General features: G+C 65.9%; 17 protein-coding genes and 1 pseudogene. 12 read left to right on the top strand and 6 right to left on the bottom strand.

The annotated features are described in order from the left end of the window. Positions 1 to 3 precede the first annotated feature (3 nt). Together AC3A6I_RS07735 and AC3A6I_RS07730 are read right to left on the bottom strand one after the other, a co-directional pair. Complete coding sequence (locus tag AC3A6I_RS07735) at positions 4 to 951, bottom strand: ABC transporter permease (RefSeq protein ID WP_487543104.1); 948 nt, start codon at positions 949 to 951, stop codon at positions 4 to 6. Between the two features lie 66 nt (positions 952 to 1017). Further along, on the bottom strand, positions 1018 to 2640 hold the full coding sequence (locus tag AC3A6I_RS07730) for an ABC transporter substrate-binding protein (RefSeq protein ID WP_487543103.1): 1623 nt from the start codon (positions 2638 to 2640) through the stop codon (positions 1018 to 1020). A gap of 229 nt (positions 2641 to 2869) precedes the next feature. Between AC3A6I_RS07730 and AC3A6I_RS07725 the strand changes: the two genes are divergently transcribed. The 12 genes and pseudogenes from AC3A6I_RS07725 to AC3A6I_RS07670 all read left to right on the top strand — a co-directional run bounded on the left by AC3A6I_RS07725 (position 2870) and on the right by AC3A6I_RS07670 (position 17808). After that, entirely contained in the window at positions 2870 to 3985 is a 1116-nt protein-coding gene (locus AC3A6I_RS07725) for a sialidase family protein (RefSeq protein WP_487543102.1), read from the top strand. A 10-nt stretch (positions 3986 to 3995) separates the two neighbouring features. Continuing rightward, on the top strand, positions 3996 to 4982 hold the full coding sequence (pdxA, locus tag AC3A6I_RS07720) for a 4-hydroxythreonine-4-phosphate dehydrogenase PdxA (protein WP_487543101.1): 987 nt from the start codon (positions 3996 to 3998) through the stop codon (positions 4980 to 4982). Between the two features lie 16 nt (positions 4983 to 4998). Continuing rightward, on the top strand, positions 4999 to 5913 hold the full coding sequence (locus AC3A6I_RS07715; protein ID WP_487543100.1) for a dihydrodipicolinate synthase family protein: 915 nt from the start codon (positions 4999 to 5001) through the stop codon (positions 5911 to 5913). Then, on the top strand, positions 5910 to 7946 hold the full coding sequence (locus tag AC3A6I_RS07710) for an MGH1-like glycoside hydrolase domain-containing protein (RefSeq protein WP_487543099.1): 2037 nt from the start codon (positions 5910 to 5912) through the stop codon (positions 7944 to 7946). Before AC3A6I_RS07715 ends, AC3A6I_RS07710 begins: the two co-directional genes overlap by 4 nt. A 108-nt stretch (positions 7947 to 8054) precedes the next feature. Then, entirely contained in the window at positions 8055 to 9011 is a 957-nt protein-coding gene (locus AC3A6I_RS07705; protein WP_487543098.1) for a sugar-binding transcriptional regulator, read from the top strand. A 176-nt stretch (positions 9012 to 9187) separates the two neighbouring features. Beyond that, positions 9188 to 10495 carry an ABC transporter substrate-binding protein gene (locus AC3A6I_RS07700; RefSeq protein ID WP_487543097.1) on the top strand — a complete coding sequence of 436 codons (1308 nt, stop codon included), beginning with the start codon at positions 9188 to 9190 and terminating at the stop codon, positions 10493 to 10495. A gap of 295 nt (positions 10496 to 10790) precedes the next feature. Further along, positions 10791 to 11663, top strand: coding sequence for a carbohydrate ABC transporter permease (locus AC3A6I_RS07695; protein WP_487543096.1), 873 nt, complete (start codon positions 10791 to 10793; stop codon positions 11661 to 11663). A gap of 341 nt (positions 11664 to 12004) precedes the next feature. Next, entirely contained in the window at positions 12005 to 12829 is an 825-nt protein-coding gene (locus AC3A6I_RS07690) for a carbohydrate ABC transporter permease (protein ID WP_487543095.1), read from the top strand. Between the two features lie 13 nt (positions 12830 to 12842). Next, complete coding sequence (locus AC3A6I_RS07685) at positions 12843 to 13844, top strand: ABC transporter ATP-binding protein (RefSeq protein WP_487543094.1); 1002 nt, start codon at positions 12843 to 12845, stop codon at positions 13842 to 13844. Between the two features lie 161 nt (positions 13845 to 14005). Then, positions 14006 to 15484 (top strand): mannitol dehydrogenase family protein, encoded by a 1479-nt coding sequence (locus AC3A6I_RS07680; RefSeq protein ID WP_487543093.1) that lies wholly within the window; start codon positions 14006 to 14008, stop codon positions 15482 to 15484. A 53-nt stretch (positions 15485 to 15537) separates the two neighbouring features. After that, positions 15538 to 16161, top strand: a pseudogene (locus tag AC3A6I_RS07675) (HAD family hydrolase); the annotation flags it as partial. Positions 16162 to 16227: 66 nt separating this feature from the next. Next, positions 16228 to 17808, top strand: coding sequence for an FGGY-family carbohydrate kinase (locus AC3A6I_RS07670; protein WP_487545001.1), 1581 nt, complete (start codon positions 16228 to 16230; stop codon positions 17806 to 17808). A 39-nt stretch (positions 17809 to 17847) separates the two neighbouring features. On the opposite strand, the gene AC3A6I_RS07665 is transcribed toward AC3A6I_RS07670, so the two are convergent. From AC3A6I_RS07665 to AC3A6I_RS07650, 4 genes are all read right to left on the bottom strand, one after another. Further along, a complete protein-coding gene (locus AC3A6I_RS07665) occupies positions 17848 to 18810 on the bottom strand; it encodes a hypothetical protein (RefSeq protein WP_487543092.1) in 963 nt (320 codons plus the stop codon). Between the two features lie 88 nt (positions 18811 to 18898). Continuing rightward, complete coding sequence (locus AC3A6I_RS07660; protein ID WP_487543091.1) at positions 18899 to 19936, bottom strand: ABC transporter ATP-binding protein; 1038 nt, start codon at positions 19934 to 19936, stop codon at positions 18899 to 18901. Positions 19937 to 19944: 8 nt separating this feature from the next. Further along, positions 19945 to 20979, bottom strand: a complete 1035-nt coding sequence (locus AC3A6I_RS07655; RefSeq protein WP_487543090.1) for an ABC transporter ATP-binding protein — start codon at positions 20977 to 20979, stop codon at positions 19945 to 19947. Positions 20980 to 20987: 8 nt separating this feature from the next. After that, entirely contained in the window at positions 20988 to 22196 is a 1209-nt protein-coding gene (locus AC3A6I_RS07650; RefSeq protein WP_487543089.1) for an ABC transporter permease, read from the bottom strand.

Genomic DNA, 22196 nt, shown 5'->3' with positions numbered 1-22196 from the left:
GGCTTACTTCCTCTCGGCGGCGCGCGGATCGAGCAGCGGATAGGCCAGGTCGATCACGAGGTTGGAGACCATCACGAGAGCGGAGGCGATAAGCGTCACGGCAAGGATCACCGGGTAGTCGGAATTGAGCAGCGACTGGATGGCGAGGCGGCCAAGCCCCGGAAGGCCGAACACCAGCTCGACAAACACCGCGCCGTTGACGAGCGTGATCATGATCAGCCCGAGCTGCGTCAGCACCGGCGTCAGGATCGGCCTGAGAATATGGCGGGTGACGATCTTGCTCGCGGGCAGGCCCTTAGCGCGGGCGGTGCGGACGAAATCCTCGCTTAGCACCTCGATCACCGCCGAACGGGTCTGGCGGACGATGAGCGCGATCGGATGCATGGACAGCACGATCAGCGGCAGGATTACCCGCACATCGAACAGCCCGCCCCAGCCGTACGGCACCGAGCCCCCGGGCAGTACGAGGATCAGCAGCACCATCAGGATGGGGCCTGCGACATAGGCGGGGATGGCGTAGAAGAACAACGCTGAACCGAGGATGGCGTAGTCGATCGCGCGGTTCTGGTTGAGCGCAGCAATCACGCCGAGCGGAATGGCGACGATGGCAGTCAGCGCAATCGCCAGCAGGCCCAGCTGGATGGACACCGGCGCGGCGGCAGCAATGGTGCGCGCCACCGAGCGGCCAGAGGTCAGCGAGTTGCCGAAATCGAAGTGCAGCACGCGCCAGACATAGTCACCGAACTGGGCCAGGAATGGCCGATCGAGCCCCGCCGCCTCACGAATGGCGGCAAGCCGCTCCGGCGAGAACGCGATGCCTCCGGGCTCGCGCAGGAAGATGAGCTTGATGGGATCGCCGGCGCCATAGAAGGCCAACGCGTAAACCGCGAGCAGCACTAGCAGTACCGACGGGATCCATAGCAGCAGGCGCTTGAGGGCATATGTGAGCATCGGCAAACCTCGGCTGTTGAGGCCGCACCCGCGGCGCGGCCCCCTACTCTACTCGCAGTGGCGAGATCAGGTGATCTCGATGTTCCAGGGCGCGAACACCTGCCAGTCGAGGTTCTTTTCCATGCCGGCAATGTTGGGCAGGGCCCAGCGCGACATGGCTTCGATGTACCAGGGCAGCAGCTGGTAATCCTCGCGGAAAACGCGCTGCGCCTCCTGGGCCAGTTCGTCACGCTTCGGATCGTCCACCGGCAACGGCGCCGCCTCGTCGAGCAGCTTGTCGACTTCCGGGTTGGAGTATCCGTTCATCTTCTCCCGGGCGACACGCGATGTCGAATGGATGGCGGTGCGGAGAAACTCCGTCGCATCCGGAACGCGCGAGCCGGCGTCATCGCGTACGATGTGCACGTCGGCGGGCGCGAAATTGTCGAGCGTGGGCTTCAGCTCGATCGCGGTGATGCCGAGATTCTGGCGCCACTGCTCGATGGCGAACTGTGCCGCCGCCTGCTCGGCCGGCGCGATGATGCCGGCAAAGATGATGCGCGGCAGCTTGTCGGGCGAACCGTATTTCGAGGCAGCGAGGGCGGCCTTGGCGGCTTCCGGATCGTAGGGATACGGCTCCCAGTTCTGGTCGACGCCCTTGACGCCCACCAGGATCTGCTCGGCCTGCCTGTGCGGCCCTTTGGGGAAGGACGCACGCATCATTTCCGCGCGGTCGACGGCGAGGATTAGCGCCTTGCGGACGTTGACGTCGTCGAACGGAGCAGTCTTCGAGTTGAAGTAGAAGTGCTGGCCGTTCGGAATCTCGGTGCCCTTGGAGAAGTCCACGCCGAGGTCGTCGACGATAGTGGGGGTCACGAGCGCGGTGTGGGCATGGGCCTCACCGCTCTTCAGGAGCGCGGTCGCCGCTACCGAGTCCTCGATGACGCGCAGCTCGATGCGGCTGAGCTTCACCTTGGGGCCGAAAAAGTTCTCGTTGGGCTCCCAGGCGACGGTGCCCTCGTCGAGGTTCATCGCCACGAGCTTGAACGGGCCGGAACTGACCACGCCGCCCTCGGGAGTGTACCAGTCGGGGTTCTGGTTACCGTCGGCGCCGCGCGACTGCGACACTTTCGAGATCGGCACCAGGTGGTTGGCGAGGCGCATGTAGAAGATCGGGTCGGGCGCCTTGAGCGTGACCTGGATGGTCGCGTCATCGACAACCACAACGCCCGCCAGTTCGGTACCGGTCCCGGCCGAGAGCTCGTCATAGCCCTGCACGCCCGCCAGCACCAGCGGCACGCGCTGGCTGGCAGTAAGCGGCATAGCACCCATTTCCCACGAGCCCTTCACGTCGGCCGGGGTGATGGGCGAGCCATCCGAGAACACCGCCTTGGGGTCCAGCTTGAATGTCCACTGGGTCCAGTCGGCGTTGGGCTCCCAGCTGGCGAAGATGTAGGGCTGAACTTCGCCCTTGTCGTCGAAATACATCGGCCCCGCCCACCACAGCGAGTGCCAGCGCAACGCCGCACCGCCACCACGATAGGGCGACCAGTTCATGTCGAACGACGGATGAATGATCTTGAAGACCTGCTGCTGCTGAGCCATCGCCCCGCTGCCGAGCAGACCGAAGGCAGTCATGCTGACGACCACACCAGCACCGCCCCGAAGCACGTCGCGGCGCGACAGGCCGCCAGTCGATTTTTCGACCATGAAATCCTCCCATTAGGTCACCGCACCCTCCGGCGTTTGGCCGCTTGCGGTGATGGCGGCCGGATGATGTCACAGGTTATGATCATGTCAACATGTATCTTTCATATCCCCTGCGACAATCTCGCATTGTTCAGTATCTAACTGATTTTGCATAATAAAATATGCATTTGCGCATGCAAAACTCCCATGATAATGACTTTACAAGTTAGCAAAGCAGGGAGCGAGAGCCATGTCGCGGGCCACCATCGACGCCGACGGAACCATCCGCATAGCCGCAGGCGACGCCCATCGCGAGGAGACGTTTCTGCCCACCCATGTGGCGCAGGTGCATGCCTCATTCCTATTGGCGCTGAGCAATGGCGACCTCGCATGCACCTGGTTCGGCGGCGAGGGCGAGGGCAAGCCCGACGGTTCGATCTATTTCACCCGCCTGCCGGCCGGCTCGAACCAGTGGACGCCCGAAATCAAGGTCTCGGACGACCCCGAGCGCTCTGAACAAAACCCCGTCCTGTTCCAGGCACCCGATGGCGACCTTTGGCTGCTATGGACTGGGCAGTTGTTCGGCAATCAGGCCACCGCGGTCGTTCGCCGCCGCATCTCCAGGGATGGTGGCAAGAGTTGGGGCGAGATCGACACGCTGTTCGACGAAGTGGGCACCTTCATCCGTCAGCCCATGCTGGTGCTGAACAACGGCGACTGGATCCTGCCGATCTTCCACTGCCTGCCCGTCGAAGGCGAGGAGTGGCACGGCCAGAACGACGTCAGCGCCGTGAAGATCAGCTCCGACCGGGGCGGGACGTGGTCCGAACATCCGGTGCCCGAGAGCAAGGGCGCCGTGCATATGAACATCGTGCAGCGCCAGGACGGCTCGCTTGCCGCCTTCTTCCGCAGCCGCTACGCCGACAACATCATGGCCGCGACCTCGACCGACAATGGCCGTACGTGGAGCAAGCCCGTCGCGACGGCGCTTCCCAACAACAACTCGTCGATCCAGGTCCGCGACCTTGGCGACGGTCGTTGGGGCCTCGTCTTCAATAACATCGCTGCCGAAGCCGATATCCGCGCCAACGCCAAGGGCGCGCCGATCTGGGGCGTGCCGCGTACCCCGCTGTCTCTGGCCCTGTCCTACGACGAAGGGCGCAGCTGGCCGGAAATCCGCGACATCGAGCTTGCGCCCGAGGCTCCGCCTGCGCTCAATCTCGACAAGCCCGACCGCCGCGCCCGCGAACTGTCCTATCCGACGGTGACGGCCGACTCGCAGGGCCGGATCAATGTGGCCTTCACCTACTTCCGCCGGGCCATCAAGTTCGTGCGCGTTCGCCCCGACTGGGTGAAGGGCGCCTGAGGAGACCATCATGGCCACGGCCAGCAAACCCATCGCCATTACCATGGGCGATCCGGCCGGCGTCGGCGCCGAAGTGATCGTCAAGGCCGCGGCCGAACTACCTGAGACCATACGCGACCAGATCGTCGTCGTCGGTTCGGCCGAGACGCTGGAGAAGGCCATCGCCGTCACGGGTGCCGGCCTCAAGCTCGGCCCCGCCGATGCGCCCGCCGCCGGCAACCTGCTCCGCCTCGAGCATGTGCAGGTCGACGGCATGCCCCTGCCCTTCGGCAAGCTTGATCCGGTCGGCGGCGAGGCGAGCTACCGCTACATCGCTCGCGCCGTCGAGCTGACAACATCGGGCTCGGCCGCCGGCATCGTCACCGCGCCGATCAACAAGGAAGCCCTGAACCTCGCCGGCCACCATTTCGACGGGCACACTGGCATGTTGGCCCATCTCACCGGGTCGCGCTCGAGCTTCATGTTGCTCGCGTCCGAGAAGCTTAAGGTCATCCACGTTTCGACCCACGTGTCGCTCAAGGATGCCATCGGCCGCGCCACGCCGCAGCGCATCCTCGAGACGGTGCGGGTCGGGTACAACCACCTGAGGCGCATCGGCTACGACAACCCGCGTATCGCGGTCGCCGGCATCAACCCGCATTGCGGCGAGAACGGCCTGTTCGGCCGCGAGGACGACGATCAGGTCGCCCCCGGCGTTGCCCTCGCGCGTGCCGAGGGCATCGACGTCGTCGGCCCGATCTCGGCCGACACCCTCTATTACCGGGCCTATTCCGGCGCCTTCGACCTCGTCGTGGCGCAATACCACGACCAAGGCCATATCCCGATCAAGCTCGTCGCCTTCGATACAGCGGTGAATGTCTCGCTCGGCCTTCCCATCGACCGCACCTCGGTCGACCACGGCACCGCCTTCGACCTCGCCGGCACCGGCAAGGCCAAGCACGTCAACATGCTCGCGGCCATCGATTACGCCCGCAAGCTGGCCGCCTCGCGCGCCTGAACCGAAAGCTCCTTTCATGTCATCGATCAAAGGCGTGTTCAGTGCCGCCGCCACGCCGGTCAATGCCGACCTTTCGCCCGACCACGGCGCGCTTGTTGCCCACAGCAAACAGCTCCTCGCCGATGGTCTTCACGGCGTCGCCCTGCTCGGCTCGACGGGCGAGGCCAATTCGTTCTCGCTGGCCGAGCGGATGGCCATGCTCGAGGCGGTGGTGAAGGGCGGCATCCCCGCCGACGCGCTGATGCCTGGCACCGGCCTATGCGCCCTGCCCGAGACCATCGCGCTGACCAAGCACGCGCTTGATCTGGGCGTCAGCAAGGTCGTGATGCTCCCGCCCTTCTACTACAAGGGCGTTTCCGACCCGGGCCTCTACGATGCCTACAGCCACGTGCTCGACAGCATTGCCGACGACCGGCTGCAGGTCGTGCTCTACCACATCCCGCCGATCTCCCAGATTCCGCTCAGCCTCGATCTCATTGGCCGCCTGATCGAGAAATATCCGCGCACCATCGCCGGGGTGAAGGATTCGGGCGGCCAGCTCGACAACATGATCGCCATGGTGAAGCGTTTCCCGACGCTGTCGGTGCTTGCGGGCGCCGATCCATTGCTCCTGCCCCTCCTGCAGCAGGGTGGCGCGGGCTGTATCACCGCCACCTCCAACCTCGCCGGCAAGCAGCTCCGCACGGTGTTCGACAAGCTCGCCGACCCGTCCGCTGCAGCAGAGGTCGAAGCCGCGCAGAAGCGCATCGTCGCCCTGCGCGAAGCATCGAACAGCTTCCCGCAGATCCCGACCATCAAGGCCATGGTCGCCCGCCGCTACGGCGTTTCGAGCTGGACCAATACCCGCCCGCCCCTAGTTCGTCTCGCTGAAGAGCAGATCGGCAAGCTTGGCCCGATCCTCGACAAAGTCGACGCGGACTTTCCGGCATGAAGATCGACGAGCTCCTGAAGACCGGTCGTCGCGGCCTCCGCACCAAGCCGGGCACCCTGCTGCTTGGCTCTACCGGCGCACGGTTCTGGGCCGACTATCTCGACGATGCCCCCGGCTTTTCCGGAGCCCTCGACTTCATCCACAAGATCAACATGCCGCTGCTGTTCACGGTTGAGCACGCCGGCACGCCCACGCTTCCCTCCGAGGTCGAGTGGCGGCCCAGCCATCTGACGGCGCGGACCCAGTTCGGTACAGTCACGCTCGAGGAGCGCAAGTACATCACCTGGGAAGACGAGGCCGTCTCGCTGCAACGCTGGCACAATGCTGGCGACACGCCCGTCACCCTGCAGCTGAAGATCGATCCCGAGTGGGTCCATCTCGACGGCGCCATCGCTCGCGGTGAGCGAGCCATCGAAACCCATGGCTTCACCCTCCGGGCCATCATCGCGGCGAGCGCTCCCAACCTGTGGACCGGCCTCACCCTCGCCCCCGACGCCACCGCGGAGTTCGTCGTCGCCGCCGCCGTTGGCATTGCCGAGTCGGACGAATGGGCGACCCTCACAGAGAACGCCAAGAAGGCCGCCGCCACCGGTGGCGCCACCCTCCTCGTCAACCAGCAGGCCGCTTACCAATCCTTCTTCGACCAGGTCCCGCACTTTTCGAGCAGTAGCCCGGTGCTCGACCGGCTCTATGCCTATCGCTGGTACCTGCTGCGCCATAACCTCGCGCGTCCCGGCCTCGCCCCGCTCGATGGCTCGTTCTTCTACGAGGGACGCTCACACAAGATGAGCAAGACCCCGTGGTCGCCGGTGGGTTGGGAGTTCTCGAAACTCATTCCGCTGTCGACCCCCATGCACCTGATCGAGGCGCGCTGGCACCATGATCCGCACCTCATCGACGGGCTGTTCCACGTTCTTGCCGGTACACAGCGCGAAGACGGCCAGTTCGACGCGCGCACCCTCAGCAAGACCATCCACCCCTACGCCAACTTCATGGGCTGGGGTACCTACCAGTACGCGCTCGCCAAGGGCCTCGACGACAATACCCGCGCCGCCCTGCCTCTGCTGAAGACCCAGGTGCGCGGTGAGTCGAAATTTCTCGCCACCGGCGGCGACAATCTGCCGATCCAGCAGCGGCACCAGCTCACCGGCAAGGAGTACCAGCCCAGCTACTGGTACTTCCACGGTTTCCCCAACGACCCGTTCGACCAGTCGACCTACACGCCGCTGAAGCGCGTCGACCGCGCCATCTACCAATATCTCAACGCTCGTGGCACCGCCGCCCTTTGCCGCCTCGCCGGCGATGGAGACGCTGCCGAGTTCGACGCGCTCGCCGAGGCAATCGCGGCCGATGTCCTCAGCAAGCAGTGGGACGCTGATACCGCCTTCTTCTACGACCTTCACCATCAGACCGACGAGAAGGCGATGGTCCGCAACATCGTTGGCTTCTATCCCTGGTGGGCAGAAATCGCCGGCCCCCAGCATCTCGATGGCCTGCTCGCCGCGCTCGGCCCCGACGAGTTCGACACCGGCAACCCGTTCCCCTCCGTTTCGCCGAAATGCGAAGTCTTCCAGCCCGGCGGCTCGTGGAAGGGTCAGTTCTTCAAGGGCCGCAACGGCTGCATGTGGGATGGCCCGACCTGGCCCTACACCAACTCCGTCGTCCTCGACGCCATCGGCAAGGTCTCCCGCCAAAACGCCCACGCGCAGGACGAGCTCTTCAGTCACTTCTTCTGGCAATACGCCCTGCTCCACTTCCAGCAGCGCGACGGCGTCACGCCGTACCTCGTCGAGCACTATGACAGTATGAGCGGCGAGCCGATCAGCGACGAGGTGGACTACAACCACTCCTATCTGATCGACATCATCATCCGCCACGTCGCCGGTCTGCAGATTGCAGAGGATGGCAGCATCAATGTCGATCCAGTGGACGTCGGACTCGACCATTTCACCCTCAGCAATGTGAAGCTGGGAAGTCGCAATGTGACGATCCGGTTCGACCGCATCTCCGGGACTCAGCTCGCAATCGATTGAGGCGGGTGGCCATCCCGCCGCCGCACTCGGTCACGCTGCATCGAAATATGTCCTTGCGATAACTGGCCTATTCGATGAGTATCCGCCCACCCGGAGGGCAGAAACGTCATGGCGCAGCGTCAGGAAACAGCGGTCACTCGCCTGGATGACGCGGCGCGGGCGGGGTGGCTTTATTATGTGGCAGGGAACAACCAGGAGCAGATTGCGCGCAAGCTCGGGGTGTCGCGGCAGACGGCGCAGCGGCTGGTATCGTTGTCGGTGAGCGAGGGACTGGTGCGGGTGCGGCTCGACCATCCGATCGGGCGGTGCATGGAGCTGGCGGAGCAGTTGCGGACCAGGTACGCGCTCGACTTCACCGAGGTGGTGCCGACCGATCCGGATGCGCCGGGATCGATCCACGGGGTGGCGATCGCGGCGGCGGCGCAGATCGAGCGCTGGCTCAGGAACGACAAGCCGGTGGTGATGGCGATCGGCACGGGCCGGACGCTCAAGGCGGCGATCGAGCAGCTGACGCCGATGGAGGCGCCACAGCACAAGATCGTGTCGTTGACAGGCTCGATCGCGCCGGACGGCTCGGCGGCGTTCTACAACGTGATTTTCAATATCGCAGAAGCAGTTAAGGCCCGCGCCTTCCCTATGCCTCTGCCCGTCATCGCGTCCTCGGCGGCCGAGCGCGACATGCTGCTGAGCCAGCCGATGATCAGGGAAACGCACGCCCTGGCGCAGGAGGCGAATGTCACCTTCGTCGGTATCGGCGACTTGGGACCGGATGCTCCGCTGGTGCAGGACGGCTTCATCTCGCCGACCGAGTTGAAGCATCTGCAGAAGGCCGGGGCAGTCGGCGAGATCGTCGGCTGGGCGTTCGACGCGCAGGGCAAGTTCATCGACGGACTGACCAACGACCGCGTAGCCTCGGCCCCCCTGCCGTCTCGAGAGAACTCGACCGTGGTGGCAATCGCCGTGGGCGAGCGAAAAACACCGGGGATCCGCGCCGCCCTCAACCGCCGGCTGGTCAACGGACTGATCACCGACGAAGGCACCGCCGAGGCCATACTGGCGGCCTAAAGACCGGCATCTGGCCACCGATAGTCCAGCGTTAGTACACGAACTTCTGCCAGCACATCGGCGCTGGGGTGCCGTTGCTCGCCGTGAGGAACACCCTCGCGACCGCTTGACATCATCCTAAAGTTGGTGAGTAATTGCCCATCAGCGAGACAAATGCTCGCTATGGGAGGACATTGATGAGACTGCTTCCGCTTCTTTCGGGCGTGCTCGTGGCTGCGCTCGGCTCCACCGCCTATGCGCAGACGACGCTGACCATCGCCACGGTGAACAATGGCGACATGGTGCGCATGCAGGGCCTCACCGACGATTTCACGGCCAAGAACCCCGACATCCAGCTGCAATGGGTGACGCTCGAGGAAAACATCCTGCGTGAGCGCGTCACCACCGACATCGCCACCAAGGGCGGCCAGTTCGACGTGATGACCATCGGCACCTACGAAGTGCCGATCTGGGCCAAGAATGGATGGCTGCTGCCGCTCGACAATCTCGGCGACGCCTATGACGTCGACGACCTGCTGCCCGCCATCCGCGGCGGCCTCAGCGCGGATGGCAAGCTCTACGCCGCCCCGTTCTACGGCGAGTCGAGCTTCATCATGTATCGCACCGACCTGATGGAGAAGGCCGGGCTGACCATGCCCGACGCCCCGACCTGGGACTTCATCGCCGACGCGGCGCGCAAGATGACCGACCGCGCCAACGACATCAACGGCATCTGCCTGCGCGGCAAGGCCGGCTGGGGCGAGAACATGGCGTTCCTGACGGCGATGTCGAACTCGTTCGGCGCGCGCTGGTTCGACGAGAGCTGGAAGCCGCAGTTCGACCAGCCGGAGTGGAAGAACACGCTGCAGTTCTACGTCGACCTGATGAAGGATGCCGGCCCGGTCGGCGCTTCGTCGAACGGCTTCAACGAGAACCTGACGCTGTTCCAGCAGGGCAAGTGCGGGATGTGGATCGACGCCACCGTCGCCGCCTCGTTCGTGACCAACGCGGCCGAGAGCCAGGTCGCCGACAAGGTCGGCTTCGCGCTGGCGCCCGATACGGGCCTGGGCAAGCGCGGCAACTGGCTGTGGGCCTGGTCGCTCGCGGTTCCGGCCGGCTCGCAGAAGGCTGAAGCGGCCGAGAAGTTCATCTCCTGGGCAACCAGCAAGGACTACCTGGCGCTCGTCGCGGCCAAGGAAGGCTGGGCCAACGTGCCTCCGGGCACCCGCACCTCGCTCTACGAGAATGCCGAGTACCAGGCGGCGGCGCCCTTCGCCAAGATGACGCTCGACTCGATCAACGCGGCCGACCCGACCGCGCCGACGGTGAAGCCCGTGCCCTATACCGGCGTGCAGTTCGTCGCCATCCCCGAGTTCGCCGGCATGGCGACCACGGTGGGCCAGCTGTTCTCGGCGGCCCTTGCCGGCTCGACCAGCGTCGATGACGCCTTGAGCCAGGCGCAGCAGACCGTCGACCGCGAGATGAGCGCGGCCGGGTATTACTGAGTCCTCCTCCAAGGGCGACTGCCCGGCGGCTTCGGCTGCCGGGCTTCTTCTCCAAAGAACATGAGATGGCGGCCAACGAAGTAAGCGGACCATTTGGTCCACCGGCGCTTCCCGCCGCCCCCTCCACCGCCTTCGGCGGTCCCCCTCCCCCGCTTCGCAGGGGAGGATCGAGGAGAGGCCGGGGCACGCCGCCGGCGGACTAGCCTACACCCGGTGGGTGGGGCGACGGTGGCACGAGCGGCCGCGATTATGACCAAGCCGGTGGGGACCCGGCGTACGAGGGGGGACGACATAAATGGCCACCAAGCAGACCCATCGCCTGGCGCGGCTGATGATGGCGCCTTCGGTGTTCGTGCTGCTGATCTGGATGGTCGTGCCGCTGGCGCTCACCATCTGGTTCGCGTTCCAGCGCTACCGGCTCACCAACCCGGCCATTTCCGGCTTTGCCGGTTTCAGCAACTTCACCTTCTTCGTCACCGACCCGGCGTTCTGGCCGGCCATCCTCAACACCCTGCTGATCGTCGTCGGCGTGCTGGTGATCACCGTCGGGCTGGGCATCCTGCTGGCGCTGATGCTCGACCAGCCGATCTGGGGCCAGGGCATCGTCCGCATCCTGATGATCTCGCCGTTCTTCGTCATGCCGCCAGTGGCGGCGGTGATCTGGAAGCACGAGCTGATGAACCCGACCTGGGGCGTGTTCGCCGCGATATCGAGATTCTTCGGGCAGGAGCCGGTCAACTGGCTCGGCAATTATCCGCTGCTGTCGATCATCCTGATCGTCGCCTGGCAGTGGCTGCCGTTCGCGACGCTGATCCTGCTGACGGCGATGCAATCGCTGAGCGAAGAGCAGAAGGAAGCCGCTGAGATGGACGGCGCCAACGCGCTGCGCCGCTTCTGGTACATCATCCTGCCGCACCTCGCACGGGCGATCACGGTCGTGATCCTGATCCAGACCATCTACCTGCTCGGCGTCTATGCCGAGATCCAGATCACCACGGGCGGCGGCCCGGGCTTTGCCAGCACCAACCTGCCCTTCCTCATCTACAACACGGGCGTTTTGGGCGGGAATATCGGCGCCGGCGCGGCGGGCGGACTGGTGGCGGTGGTGCTGGCGAACATTGTCGCGATCTTCCTGATGCGGGCGGTGGGGAGGAATTTGGATGCTTGAGGTGCTCGATCTCTCCGTCATCCTCCCCTGCGCAGCGGGGGAGGGGGACCGCCGCAGGCGGTGGAGGGGGCGCCCCCAAACACCGGCTCGCTTTGCCGCCCCCTCCACCAGCTTCGCTGGTCCCCCTCCCCCGCTTCGCAGGGGAGGATCAGGGAGAGGCCGGTGCGCTTGAACACCTCATCCGGCGCTGCGCGCCACCTTCTCCCCGACGGGGAGAAGAATACCGAGGGGCCGGCGGCTACCACCATTCCTCTCCCCGTCGGGGAGAGGGTGGATCGGCAGAAGGCCGAGACGGGTGAGGGGTCTTGGCCCCTTGCCGCAACATTCGAGGGAGACCACTAATGGCCCGGGCCGTATCCACGCGCCGCAAACTCACCATGACGATCCTCGTCTGGCTGGTGGCGCTGATCGTGTTCTTTCCGATCCTTTACACCATCATCACCAGCATGAAGACCGAGGGCGAGGCGGCGGCGGGGTTTTCGATGATCCCGTCCTTCACCTTCGAGAGCTACTCGATGGTGCTGGACCAGCAGGATTACTTCCGGCCGTTCTTCAACTCGGTGATCATCTCGATCGGCTCGACGCTGGTGGCGCTGCTGATCGCGGTGCCGGCGTCCTGGGCGATGGCGTTCACGCCGACGCCCAGGACGCGCGATGTGCTGATGTGGATGCTGTCGACCAAGATGATGCCGGCGGCAGGCGTCTTGGTGCCGATGTACCTGATCTTCCTCAATACCGGGCTGCTCGACACCCTGCTCGGACTCACCATCATCCTGACGCTGGTAAACCTGCCGATCGTGGTGTGGATGCTCTACACCTACTTCAAGGAAATCCCGGTCGACATCCTCGAGGCGGCGCGCATGGACGGCGCGACGCTGGGCAAGGAGCTGGTCTACGTGCTGCTGCCGATGGCGGTGCCGGGGATCGCCTCGACCTTGCTGCTCAACGTCATCCTCGCCTGGAACGAGGCGTTCTGGACGCTGCGGCTCTCCACCGACGACGCGGCGCCGCTGACCGCGTTCATCGCGTCCTTCTCGTCACCGCAAGGCCAGTTCCTGGCCAAGCTTTCCGCCGCATCGGTGCTGGCCATCCTGCCGATCCTGCTGCTGGGCTGGTTCAGCCAGAAGCAGCTGGTGCGTGGCCTCACCTTCGGCGCCGTGAAATAGGGGAATTCGGACCATGGGCTCGATCACGCTCGAACACGTCAACAAGACCTTTGGCGGCCATCAGGTCATTCCCGATGTTTCGCTCGAAATCGAGGACGGCGAATTCGTCGTCTTCGTCGGACCCTCGGGGTGCGGCAAGTCGACTCTCCTCCGACTGATTGCCGGCCTCGAGGACACGACCTCGGGCACCATCAAGCTCGACAACGTCGATGTGACCGACAAGGGACCGGCGCATCGCGGGCTTGCCATGGTGTTCCAGTCCTACGCGCTCTACCCGCACATGACGGTGCGCCAGAACATCAACTTCCCGCTCAAGATGGCCAATATCGACAAGGCCATTGCCGACCAGAAGGTGGAAGACGCGGCGCGAGTGCTGAACCTCACCGACTACCTCGACCGCAAGCCCCGGCAGCTGTCGGGCGGGCAGCGCCAGCGCGTCGCCATCGGCCGCGCCATCGTGCGCCAGCCCAAGGCCTTCCTGTTCGACGAACCGCTGTCGAACCTCGATGCGGCCTTGCGCGTGAACATGCGCATCGAGATCACCGAACTGCACCAGCAGCTCAAGACAACCATGGTCTACGTGACGCACGACCAGGTGGAGGCCATGACCATGGCCGACCGGATCGTGGTGCTGAATGCCGGCCGGGTGGAACAGTTCGGCACGCCGCTCGAGCTCTACAAGAGCCCGGCCAACCGCTTCGTTGCCGGCTTTATCGGCTCGCCCAAGATGAACTTCCTCGAGGGCGGCGCGGCCGGCAAGTACCAGGCGCACGCCATCGGCGTCCGGCCCGAGCATATCCGCATCGCCCGCGATGCCGGCGAGTGGAGCGGCCGGGTGGGCGTGGCCGAGCACCTGGGCTCCGACACATTTCTACATGTGCATGTCGACGGCGCCGGGCTACAGACGGTGCGCACAGAAGGCGAGAACAACTACCATCCCGGCGAAGGGGTCTGGCTGTCGCCCGACCCGGCCCGCATCTACCGCTTCGACCAGGCCGGCCAGGCGCTGCGCTGAACGGGCACCGCAGTGTTCCTGCGAAAGAGGCACCTGGTGGGACGCAGCGGAAGCCGGCGGCGGTGAACAGATCGACTGGATTCCCGCTTTCGCGGGAATGACGTCGGTGAGTGAGGCTGCGCCTCGCCCGACAATGAACCGTTAGACCAAGGACTAGAGCCATGCCGATCGAACTCTCCGCCGCCCACCTGCCGGAGATTGCCAAAAAGGCCAGCGTGCCGAACTACCAGCGCAGCGACCTTTCGGCCGGCATCGTGCATTTCGGCGTGGGCAATTTCCATCGCGCCCACCAGGCCGTGTATCTCGACCAGCTGTTCAACCTCGGGCTCGACCATGACTGGGCGCTGATCGGCGCCGGCGTGCGCGCCAATGACGCCGATATGCGCACAAAGCTTGGCGCGCAGGATTACCTCACCACGGTCGTGGAGCAGGAAGCAGGCCACACCGGGGCGCGGGTGACCGGTGCGATGATCGACTTCCTGCCGGTGGGTGACCTCGCCGCCATCAGCGAGGCGCTGGCCGACCCCAAGGTTCGCATCGTGTCGCTGACGGTGACCGAAGGCGGGTACTATATCGATCCGGCCTCGCAGCGCTTCGCCGCCGACCACCCCGACATCGTCGCCGACAGCGTGAACCCGGAGGCGCCCCGCACGGTGTTCGGCCTGATCCTGCTCGGCCTGCAGCTCAGGAAGGAGCGCGGCATCGCGCCCTTCACGGTGATGAGCTGCGACAACATTCCCGGCAACGGCCATGTGGCACAGAACGCGGTGGCGGGGCTCGCCGAGCTGATCAACCCTGAACTCGGCCGCTGGGTGCGCGAGGCGGTGGCTTTTCCCAACGGCATGGTCGACCGTATCACCCCGGCGACCAGCCAGCGCGAGCGCGAGGCGCTGGAGCGCGAGTTCGGGATTGCCGATGCCTGGCCGGTGTTCTGCGAAGAGTTCAAGCAGTGGGTGCTGGAGGATAATTTCCCCGCCGGCCGGCCCGCGCTCGAACAGGTGGGCGTGCAGTTCGTGCCCGATGTCGCGCCGTTCGAGCACATGAAGATTCGCATCCTCAATGGCGGGCACGCCATCATCGCCTACCCGGCGGGGCTGCTCGACATCCATTTCGTGCACGAGGCGATGGAACATCGGCTGATCCGCGCCTTCCTCGAAAAGGTCGAGCGCGAGGAGATCATCCCGGTCGTGCCGCCGGTGCCGGATACGGACCTCGGCGAGTATTACGCGCTGATCGAACGGCGGTTCTCGAACCCCAAGATCGGCGACACCATCCAGCGGCTGTGCCTCGATGGCTCCAACCGCCAGCCCAAGTTCATCCTGCCCTCGGCGGCGGACCGGCTGGCGGCGGGCAAGGGCGTTACCGGGCTGGCGCTCGTTTCGGCGCTGTGGGCCCGCTACTGCTATGGCGAGAGCGACAGCGGCAAGGCCATCCCGCCCAACGATCCGAGCTGGGACCGGCTGACGGCGCTGGCCAAGGTGGCCAAGGCCGATCCGGTGGCGTGGCTGTCGATGGCGGACATTTTCGGGCCGCTCGCGACCGACCCGGCCTATGTCACGGCCTTCACCACGGCGCTTGCGAGCCTGTGGTCGCGGGGGACGACGGCGACGCTCGAGGCTTATCTCGGCAACACGCTGTGACCGCCTTGCCGAAGCGGACGCCGCCCGGCTACCGATAGGGCCGGGAGGACTTCATGGCGCCGATCAAGCTCGTCATCTTCGATTGCGACGGCGTGCTGGTGGACAGCGAGCCGCTGGCGATGCGCGTGCTGCTCGAGCTGATCGGCGAGCAGGGCATCGCGCTCGAGCCGGGCCTGGCGTTCCGCTCGTATCTGGGGCGGTCGCTGGCCTCGATTTCGGAGAGCCTGAACCAGAGCCACGGCGCGCATTTGAGCGATGCGTCGCTGAGCGGGATGCGCGATCGGCTCTATGCGCTCTACCGGCAGGAGCTGAAGCCGACGGCGTGGATCGGCGAGGTGCTGGCGGGGCTGGAGCTGCCGTTCTGCGTGGCTTCGTCGAGCGGGGTCGAGCGGATCCGGTTGAGCCTCGAGCTCACGGGGCTGCTGGAGCGGTTTGAGGGGCGGATCTACTCGGCGAGCATGGTCACGAACGGCAAGCCGGCGCCGGACCTGTTTTTGCATGCGGCGCGCGAGATGGGCGTTTTGCCGGAGAACTGCCTCGTTATCGAGGATTCGCCGGCCGGCATCAGCGCGGCGCGGGCAGCGGGGATGCGGGTGTTCGCCTATGCCGGCGGGGGGCATATCGGGCCGAGCGGATTGCGGCCGGAGGTCGAGGCGCTGGAGCCGGACGCGATCATCGAGGACATGCGGTCGCTGCCCGGGCTGCTGGAACTGCAGGCGGCGCGGGAGGCGGGCAAGGCCGCGATGCTGGTGGCGGTGGATGTGGGGACGGCGAGCGCGCGGGCGGGCGTGGTGACGCCGTCGGGGCGGATGGTCGGGCGGGCGGAACATGCGTTGGCGCTCCACCGGGTCGGTCCGGACATCGCCGAGTATGATTCCGAGCAGATCTGGGAGGCGGTCGGGCAATCGGTGCGCGAGGTTATGCGGCTCGCGGGGGTGCGGCCGGAGGAGGCGGCGGGGATCAGCTTCGATGCGACCTGCTCGCTGGTGATGCGGGATGGCGCGGGCGGGCAGCTGCCGGTCAGTTCCGGGGGCGAGGCGCGCTGGGATACGGTCGCCTGGTTCGATCACCGGGCGCAGGCGGAGGCGGAGGCGTGCACGGCGGGCGGGCACCGGGTGCTCGACTTCATCGGGGGCACGATGTCGCCGGAGATGCAGGTGCCCAAGCTGATGTGGCTGAAGCGCCATGTGCCCGACAGCTGGAACCGCGCCGGACATCTGTTCGACCTCGTCGACTTCCTCACCTGGAAGGCGTCGGGATCGACGGCGCGGTCGGAGTGCACGCTGACGTGCAAGTGGACCTATCTGGGCCATGAGAGCCCGGGCTGGCAGCCGGATTTCCTGGCCGCCGTGGGGCTGGACGACCTGCTCGGCCGCGCGGGTCTGCCCGAGGCGGCGAGCCATATCGGGCAACCGCTGGGGCCGTTGACGGCGGCGGCGGCGGAAAAGCTCGGGCTGTCGACGCGCTGCGTGGTCGGGGTGGGCCTGATCGATGCACATGCGGGTGCGCTCGGAGCGCTCGGGAGCTTCGCGGCGGATGCCCCGAACATGCACCGGCACCTGGCGCTGATCGCGGGGACCTCGAGCTGCGTCATGGCGCTGTCGGATCGGCCGTTGCCGGTGCCGGGGGTGTGGGGCCCCTATTACGGCGCGGTGCTGCCGGGCGTCTGGCTCAACGAGGCCGGGCAATCGGCGACCGGTGCGCTGCTCGACCACATGCTGCGAGTGCATGCGGCGGGAGGCGAGCCGACGCCGGAGCTGCATCGTCGCGTCATCGACCGGGTGAGCGAATTACGGGCCAGCGAGGGGCCCGACCTCGCGCCGCAGCTGCATGTCCTGCCCGATTTCCATGGCAACCGCTCGCCCCTTGCCGACCCACGGGCGCTCGGCGTCATGTCGGGCCTGTCGCTGGACAGCAGCTTTGACAGCCTGTGCCGCCTGTACTGGCGCACGGCCGTGGCGATCGCCGTGCAGGTGCGGCATATCCTCGATACGCTGAACGCGCGCGGCTACGCGATCGAGACGCTGCATGTCACGGGCGGGCACACCCACAACCCGCTACTGATGGAGCTCTACGCCGATGTCCTCGGCTGCGCGGTGGTGGAACCGGCGGCGCAGGACCCTACCCTGCTGGGCGTGGCCATGGTGGCGGCGACCGCCACCGGCCTCTATCCCGACCTGCCGTCGGCGTGCACGGGGATGGCCCAGCCCGTCACCCAGCTGGCGCCGCGGCCCGAGGCACGGGAGCGACTGGAGCGCGACTATCGCATCCAACTCGCCATGCAGCGCCATCGCGCCGAGATCGACAGCCTGAACGGCCGCTGAGGGAGGGAGGCGGCGTGGCCATACCACGCCGCGCTGCCCTCAGGCCTGCGCCGCGGGCTTTTCGAACCAGACCGGCTGGTAGGCGAGAGGAGCCACCAGCTTTTCGGCCCGGCCGTGCCACAGGTCGGTGGCGTTGTGCAGGTAGCGCATGCTGAGCTCCAGCCCCTGCCCGTACATGGACTGGTTGATGCCGTCGGCCGTCGCACTTTCGATGGCCGACTGCGACACGCTCTTGCCCTGGTGCAGCGCGCGAGCGACTTCGATGACCGGATCGCTGTCGAGGTAGAACTTCGTCTCGATGGCATAGCGCTGCATCAGCGCCGGATCGGGGTTGTTGAACGCCTTCACCCAGATCGAGGTATCGAGGTAGAGCGGCTGCACATATTCCATCAGATGGTCGAACCAGGCGAGGAAGGCCTCGTCGGTGTGCGGCTGCGGCGGCTTGAAGGTGTGGGCCGACAGCAGCGCGCGCTGGAACATGGTGCCGATGAAGCTCTCGAAGGCCTTGCCGGCCGCGCCCAGGTCGCCAAGGAACAGCCGGGTGAACGGGGTCTCGTCGCCGGACAGGTAGACCTTGCGGAACACGTGGACGTCGCAATAGGCCGAGCAGGTCATCACTTCGACCGCGTCGACCTCGTGCTCGCGACCGCGCGCCTTGGGCGAGCCCATCAGTACGTCGTGGGTGAGGTTCCACTCCGACCCGGCATGCATCGACAGGTACGGCTTGGCGACGGTGTCGCAGGCCTGGTGGGTGATGCCGCCGACGGCCCAGGCGAGCTTCTTGTCGATCTCGGGATGCGCATCGGCATCGTCCCAGCGCCTGATCGACTCGGCGAGCAGCGGATGCATCCACTTGCCGCCGCCGCGCGTGCAGGCGCCGAGCCGCACCACCTGCGGCTGGCGTTCGCAGGCCTCGGTGAACGCAGGTTCGACCCGCGCGTCGGCCTTCATCAGTCTCAAACTATCGTCACAGATCGCCCAATGGGTCAGCATGTCCGACATGGCGGTACCCTTTCCAAAAATATCCAATGATCGTTGTGTTCGGTCCGTCCGCCGGACCGCTAGGGAGGTCGTCTGAGGGATCGCGCGCTCATGCCGGAATCCCCGCCAGTTCGAGCTGTTCGGCGTGATGGCACGCCACCTGGCGGCCGCCCGCCATGGTGCGGAGCGGCGGCACGTCCTTGCGGCAGGCCTCAGTGGCGAAGGCGCAGCGCGGATGGAACAGGCACCCCGGCGGCGGCCTGGAGGGATCGGGGATTTCGCCCGTCAGCTCGGGGCGCACCCGGCTGCGCAGGTTGGGCGAGGATACCGGAATGGCCCCGATCAGCGCCGCCGTGTACGGATGCAGGGGGCGCGCAAAAATCTGGGCGCTCGGCGCGAACTCGACGACCCGCCCCACATACATCACCGCCACGTGGTCGGAGACGTGCTTCACCACCGAGAGGTCGTGGCTGATGAACAGGTAGGTGAGGTTGAACTCGTCCTGCAGGTCCTGCAGCAGGTTGAGGGTCTGCGCGCGTACCGACACGTCGAGCGCCGACACGGCCTCGTCGGCGACGACGAGATGCGGCTCGACCACGAGGGCGCGAGCAATGACGATGCGCTGGCGTTCGCCGCCCGAGAAGGCGTGCGGATAGCGCGACATGTATTCGGGCCGAAGCCCGACCTTGCCCATGATCGTCGCGACACGGTCGCGCACCTCGGACCGGGCGACGCCGCGAGCGAGGAGCGGCTGGCCGATGGCCTCGAGCACGGTCTGGCGCGCATTCAACGACGTGAACGGATCCTGGAAGATCATGCGGATGTCGTGCCGCAGATCCATCAGCGTCTTGGGCGGGGCTCTGGTCAGGTCGATCCAGTCGCCGGTGCCGCGCTTGCGGTAGCGGATCTCGCCCTCGGTCGGCTCGTAGACGCGCAGGATGGCGCGGCCGAGGGTCGACTTGCCGCAACCGGATTCGCCCACGAGCCCGACGGTCTCGCCATCGGCCACGGTGAGGTCGACGCCATCGACGGCCTTCACCACGCCGGTCTTCTGCTTGAAGAAGCCGCCGATCTGGCCGAAGTGCATCTTGAGGTTGCGGACCTCGAGGCAGGGTTCGGAGGTCTTTGCCTTCACGGGAGTTTGCATCACCTCGCTCACGCCATCACCTCATCGCCCTGGACCCAGGCCGCGGCATGGGCGGGATCATGCTGGAAGCAGCGCGACGTGCTGTCGCCGACGCGGTAGAGACCCGGTTCCTCCTTTTCGCACAGGCCGAGCCGCCGTTCCGGGCAACGCGTGACGAAGGGGCAGCCCTTGGGGCGCGCGAACGGGCTGGGCACCATGCCGCGGATCTGCGTCAGGCGCTCGCCGCGCTGAAGATCGAGCCGGGGCACCGAGCCGAGCAGCGCGCGCGTGTAGGGATGCTGCGGCTTGTTGAACAGGTCGAACACGTTGGTCTGTTCCATGGTGCGGCCCAGATACATGACCGTGACGTCGTCGGCGACCTCGGCGACCACACCCAGGTCATGGGTGATCAGCATGATCGAGATGCCGGACTCGCGCTGGATCTCACGCATCAGGTTGAGCACGTTGGACTGCGTGGTGACATCGAGCGCCGTGGTGGGCTCGTCGGCGATCACCAGCTCGGGCCGGCAGGCCAGCGCCATGGCGATCATGGCGCGCTGCCGCATGCCGCCCGACAGCTGGAACGGATAGGACGAGAAGCGTGCCGCCGCGTTGGGAATGCGCACCCGGCTCAGCAGCTCGATGGTGCGAGCCTTGGCCTCGGCTTTCGACACATCCTCGTGGACAAGGATCATCTCGCTGATCTGGCTGCCGATGGTGTGAACCGGCGACATCGAGGTCATCGGTTCCTGGAAGATCATCGAGATGTATTTGCCGCGGATCGCCCGCATCTGCTTGCTGTTGGGATCGAGCCTGGCGATGTCGACGGTACGGCCATCCTTGAAGTGGTAGATCATCTCGCCCGAGACGATCCGTCCCGGCTTCTTGAGGATCTGCAGGATCGACGAGGCCGTCATCGACTTGCCTGAACCGCTCTCGCCGACCACGCACATGGTGTGGTTGCGGCGCAGCGTGAGGTCGAGCCCGTCGACCGCCTTCACGACGCCCGAGCGCGTCTCGAAGTGGGTGGAGAGGTTCCTGATCTCGAGGAGGATATCGGACATGACGACCCCTAGTTGTGCGAGTAGGGATCGGCCGCATCGCGCAGGCCGTCGCCAAGGAAGTTGAGGGCAAGCACCGCGATCACCACGGCGACACCGGGCAGGATAAGCCATGGCGCCGTCGCCACGGTGTTGACGTTCTGCGCTTCCTGCAGCAGCACGCCCCAGCTGACCACCGGGGCCCGGAGGCCGATGCCGAGGAAGGACAGCGCCGTTTCGGCGAGGATCATCTCGGGGATGGCAAGCGTCGTCACCGCGATGATGTGGCTCATGAAGGCCGGCAGGAGCTGGCGCGTGATGATGCGGAACTCGCTGACGCCGTCCAGCCGCGCCGCGGTGACGAAATCCTCGTTCTTGAGCGACATCACCTTGCCGCGGGTCTCGCGGGCGAGCGAGGTCCAGCCAATCAGCGAGAGCAGCACCGTGATCACGAAATAGACCGCGAGCGGGTCCCAGGTCAGCGGGATGGCCGCAGCCAGGCCCATCCAGAGCGGGATGGTGGGCATCGAGCGCAGGAACTCGATGGTGCGCTGGATCCACTGGTCGACGCGACCGCCGTAGTAGCCGGAGATGCCGCCCAGAACGAGGCCGATGACGAGACTGAGGGCAACGCCGACGAGGCCGATCGACATCGACACACGCGTGCCATGGACGATGCGGGAGAAGTTGTCGCGCCCGAGCCGGTCGGTGCCGAGCAGGAAGAAGGGATCGCGCGGGTTGACCGGGCCGATCAGGTGGACATCCCACTCGAACAGCCCCCAGAAGCGATACTTGTCGCCACGCACGAAGAAGCCGACCGGGATCGGCTTGTCCGGGTCAGCCACGAAGGACTTGCGGAAGGTGCGCGGGTCGGTCTCGAAGCTGTAGTCGTTGACGTACAGGAAAAAGCCCGAGCCATCAGCGGCCATCAGGTGCAGCGCCTGCGGCGGCGCGTATTGGTGCCGGCCGGAGGTGCGGTTCGGATCCAGCGGCGCGATGATTTCGGCGAAGGCGCCGACGAAGTAGATGAAGCCGACGACCCACAGGCAGATCACGGCCGCCTTGTGGCGCGAGAACTTCCAGCGCATGAGCTGCCACTGGCTGGCAACGTCCACCACGGTGCCGAGATCCGACGTCTCGATGTCGTCGGCCACGGAATTGCGGGCGCCGGAGGTCGGCAGCGTGTCGCCCCTGGTGCGGGGGTGCGTCTCGGGGACGGCATTGGGGATATCGGTGGTCAT

Source organism: Devosia sp. Soil_C_22 (assembly GCF_057657195.1).
The sequence above is the reverse complement of the archived record's forward strand: the minus strand, read 5'-3'. Positions and strand labels throughout refer to the sequence as shown.

Bases quoted from the DNA above. Each gene is read 5' to 3' on its own strand.
- AC3A6I_RS07735 (WP_487543104.1), bottom strand. From the start codon at position 951: ATGCTCACATATGCCCTCAAGCGCCTGCTGCTATGGATCCCGTCGGTA.
- AC3A6I_RS07730 (WP_487543103.1), bottom strand. From the start codon at position 2,640: ATGGTCGAAAAATCGACTGGCGGCCTGTCGCGCCGCGACGTGCTTCGG.
- AC3A6I_RS07725 (WP_487543102.1), top strand. From the start codon at position 2,870: ATGTCGCGGGCCACCATCGACGCCGACGGAACCATCCGCATAGCCGCA.
- pdxA (WP_487543101.1), top strand. From the start codon at position 3,996: ATGGCCACGGCCAGCAAACCCATCGCCATTACCATGGGCGATCCGGCC.
- AC3A6I_RS07715 (WP_487543100.1), top strand. From the start codon at position 4,999: ATGTCATCGATCAAAGGCGTGTTCAGTGCCGCCGCCACGCCGGTCAAT.
- AC3A6I_RS07710 (WP_487543099.1), top strand. From the start codon at position 5,910: ATGAAGATCGACGAGCTCCTGAAGACCGGTCGTCGCGGCCTCCGCACC.
- AC3A6I_RS07705 (WP_487543098.1), top strand. From the start codon at position 8,055: ATGGCGCAGCGTCAGGAAACAGCGGTCACTCGCCTGGATGACGCGGCG.
- AC3A6I_RS07700 (WP_487543097.1), top strand. From the start codon at position 9,188: ATGAGACTGCTTCCGCTTCTTTCGGGCGTGCTCGTGGCTGCGCTCGGC.
- AC3A6I_RS07695 (WP_487543096.1), top strand. From the start codon at position 10,791: ATGGCCACCAAGCAGACCCATCGCCTGGCGCGGCTGATGATGGCGCCT.
- AC3A6I_RS07690 (WP_487543095.1), top strand. From the start codon at position 12,005: ATGGCCCGGGCCGTATCCACGCGCCGCAAACTCACCATGACGATCCTC.
- AC3A6I_RS07685 (WP_487543094.1), top strand. From the start codon at position 12,843: ATGGGCTCGATCACGCTCGAACACGTCAACAAGACCTTTGGCGGCCAT.
- AC3A6I_RS07680 (WP_487543093.1), top strand. From the start codon at position 14,006: ATGCCGATCGAACTCTCCGCCGCCCACCTGCCGGAGATTGCCAAAAAG.
- AC3A6I_RS07670 (WP_487545001.1), top strand. From the start codon at position 16,228: ATGCTGGTGGCGGTGGATGTGGGGACGGCGAGCGCGCGGGCGGGCGTG.
- AC3A6I_RS07665 (WP_487543092.1), bottom strand. From the start codon at position 18,810: ATGTCGGACATGCTGACCCATTGGGCGATCTGTGACGATAGTTTGAGA.
- AC3A6I_RS07660 (WP_487543091.1), bottom strand. From the start codon at position 19,936: ATGCAAACTCCCGTGAAGGCAAAGACCTCCGAACCCTGCCTCGAGGTC.
- AC3A6I_RS07655 (WP_487543090.1), bottom strand. From the start codon at position 20,979: ATGTCCGATATCCTCCTCGAGATCAGGAACCTCTCCACCCACTTCGAG.
- AC3A6I_RS07650 (WP_487543089.1), bottom strand. From the start codon at position 22,196: ATGACCACCGATATCCCCAATGCCGTCCCCGAGACGCACCCCCGCACC.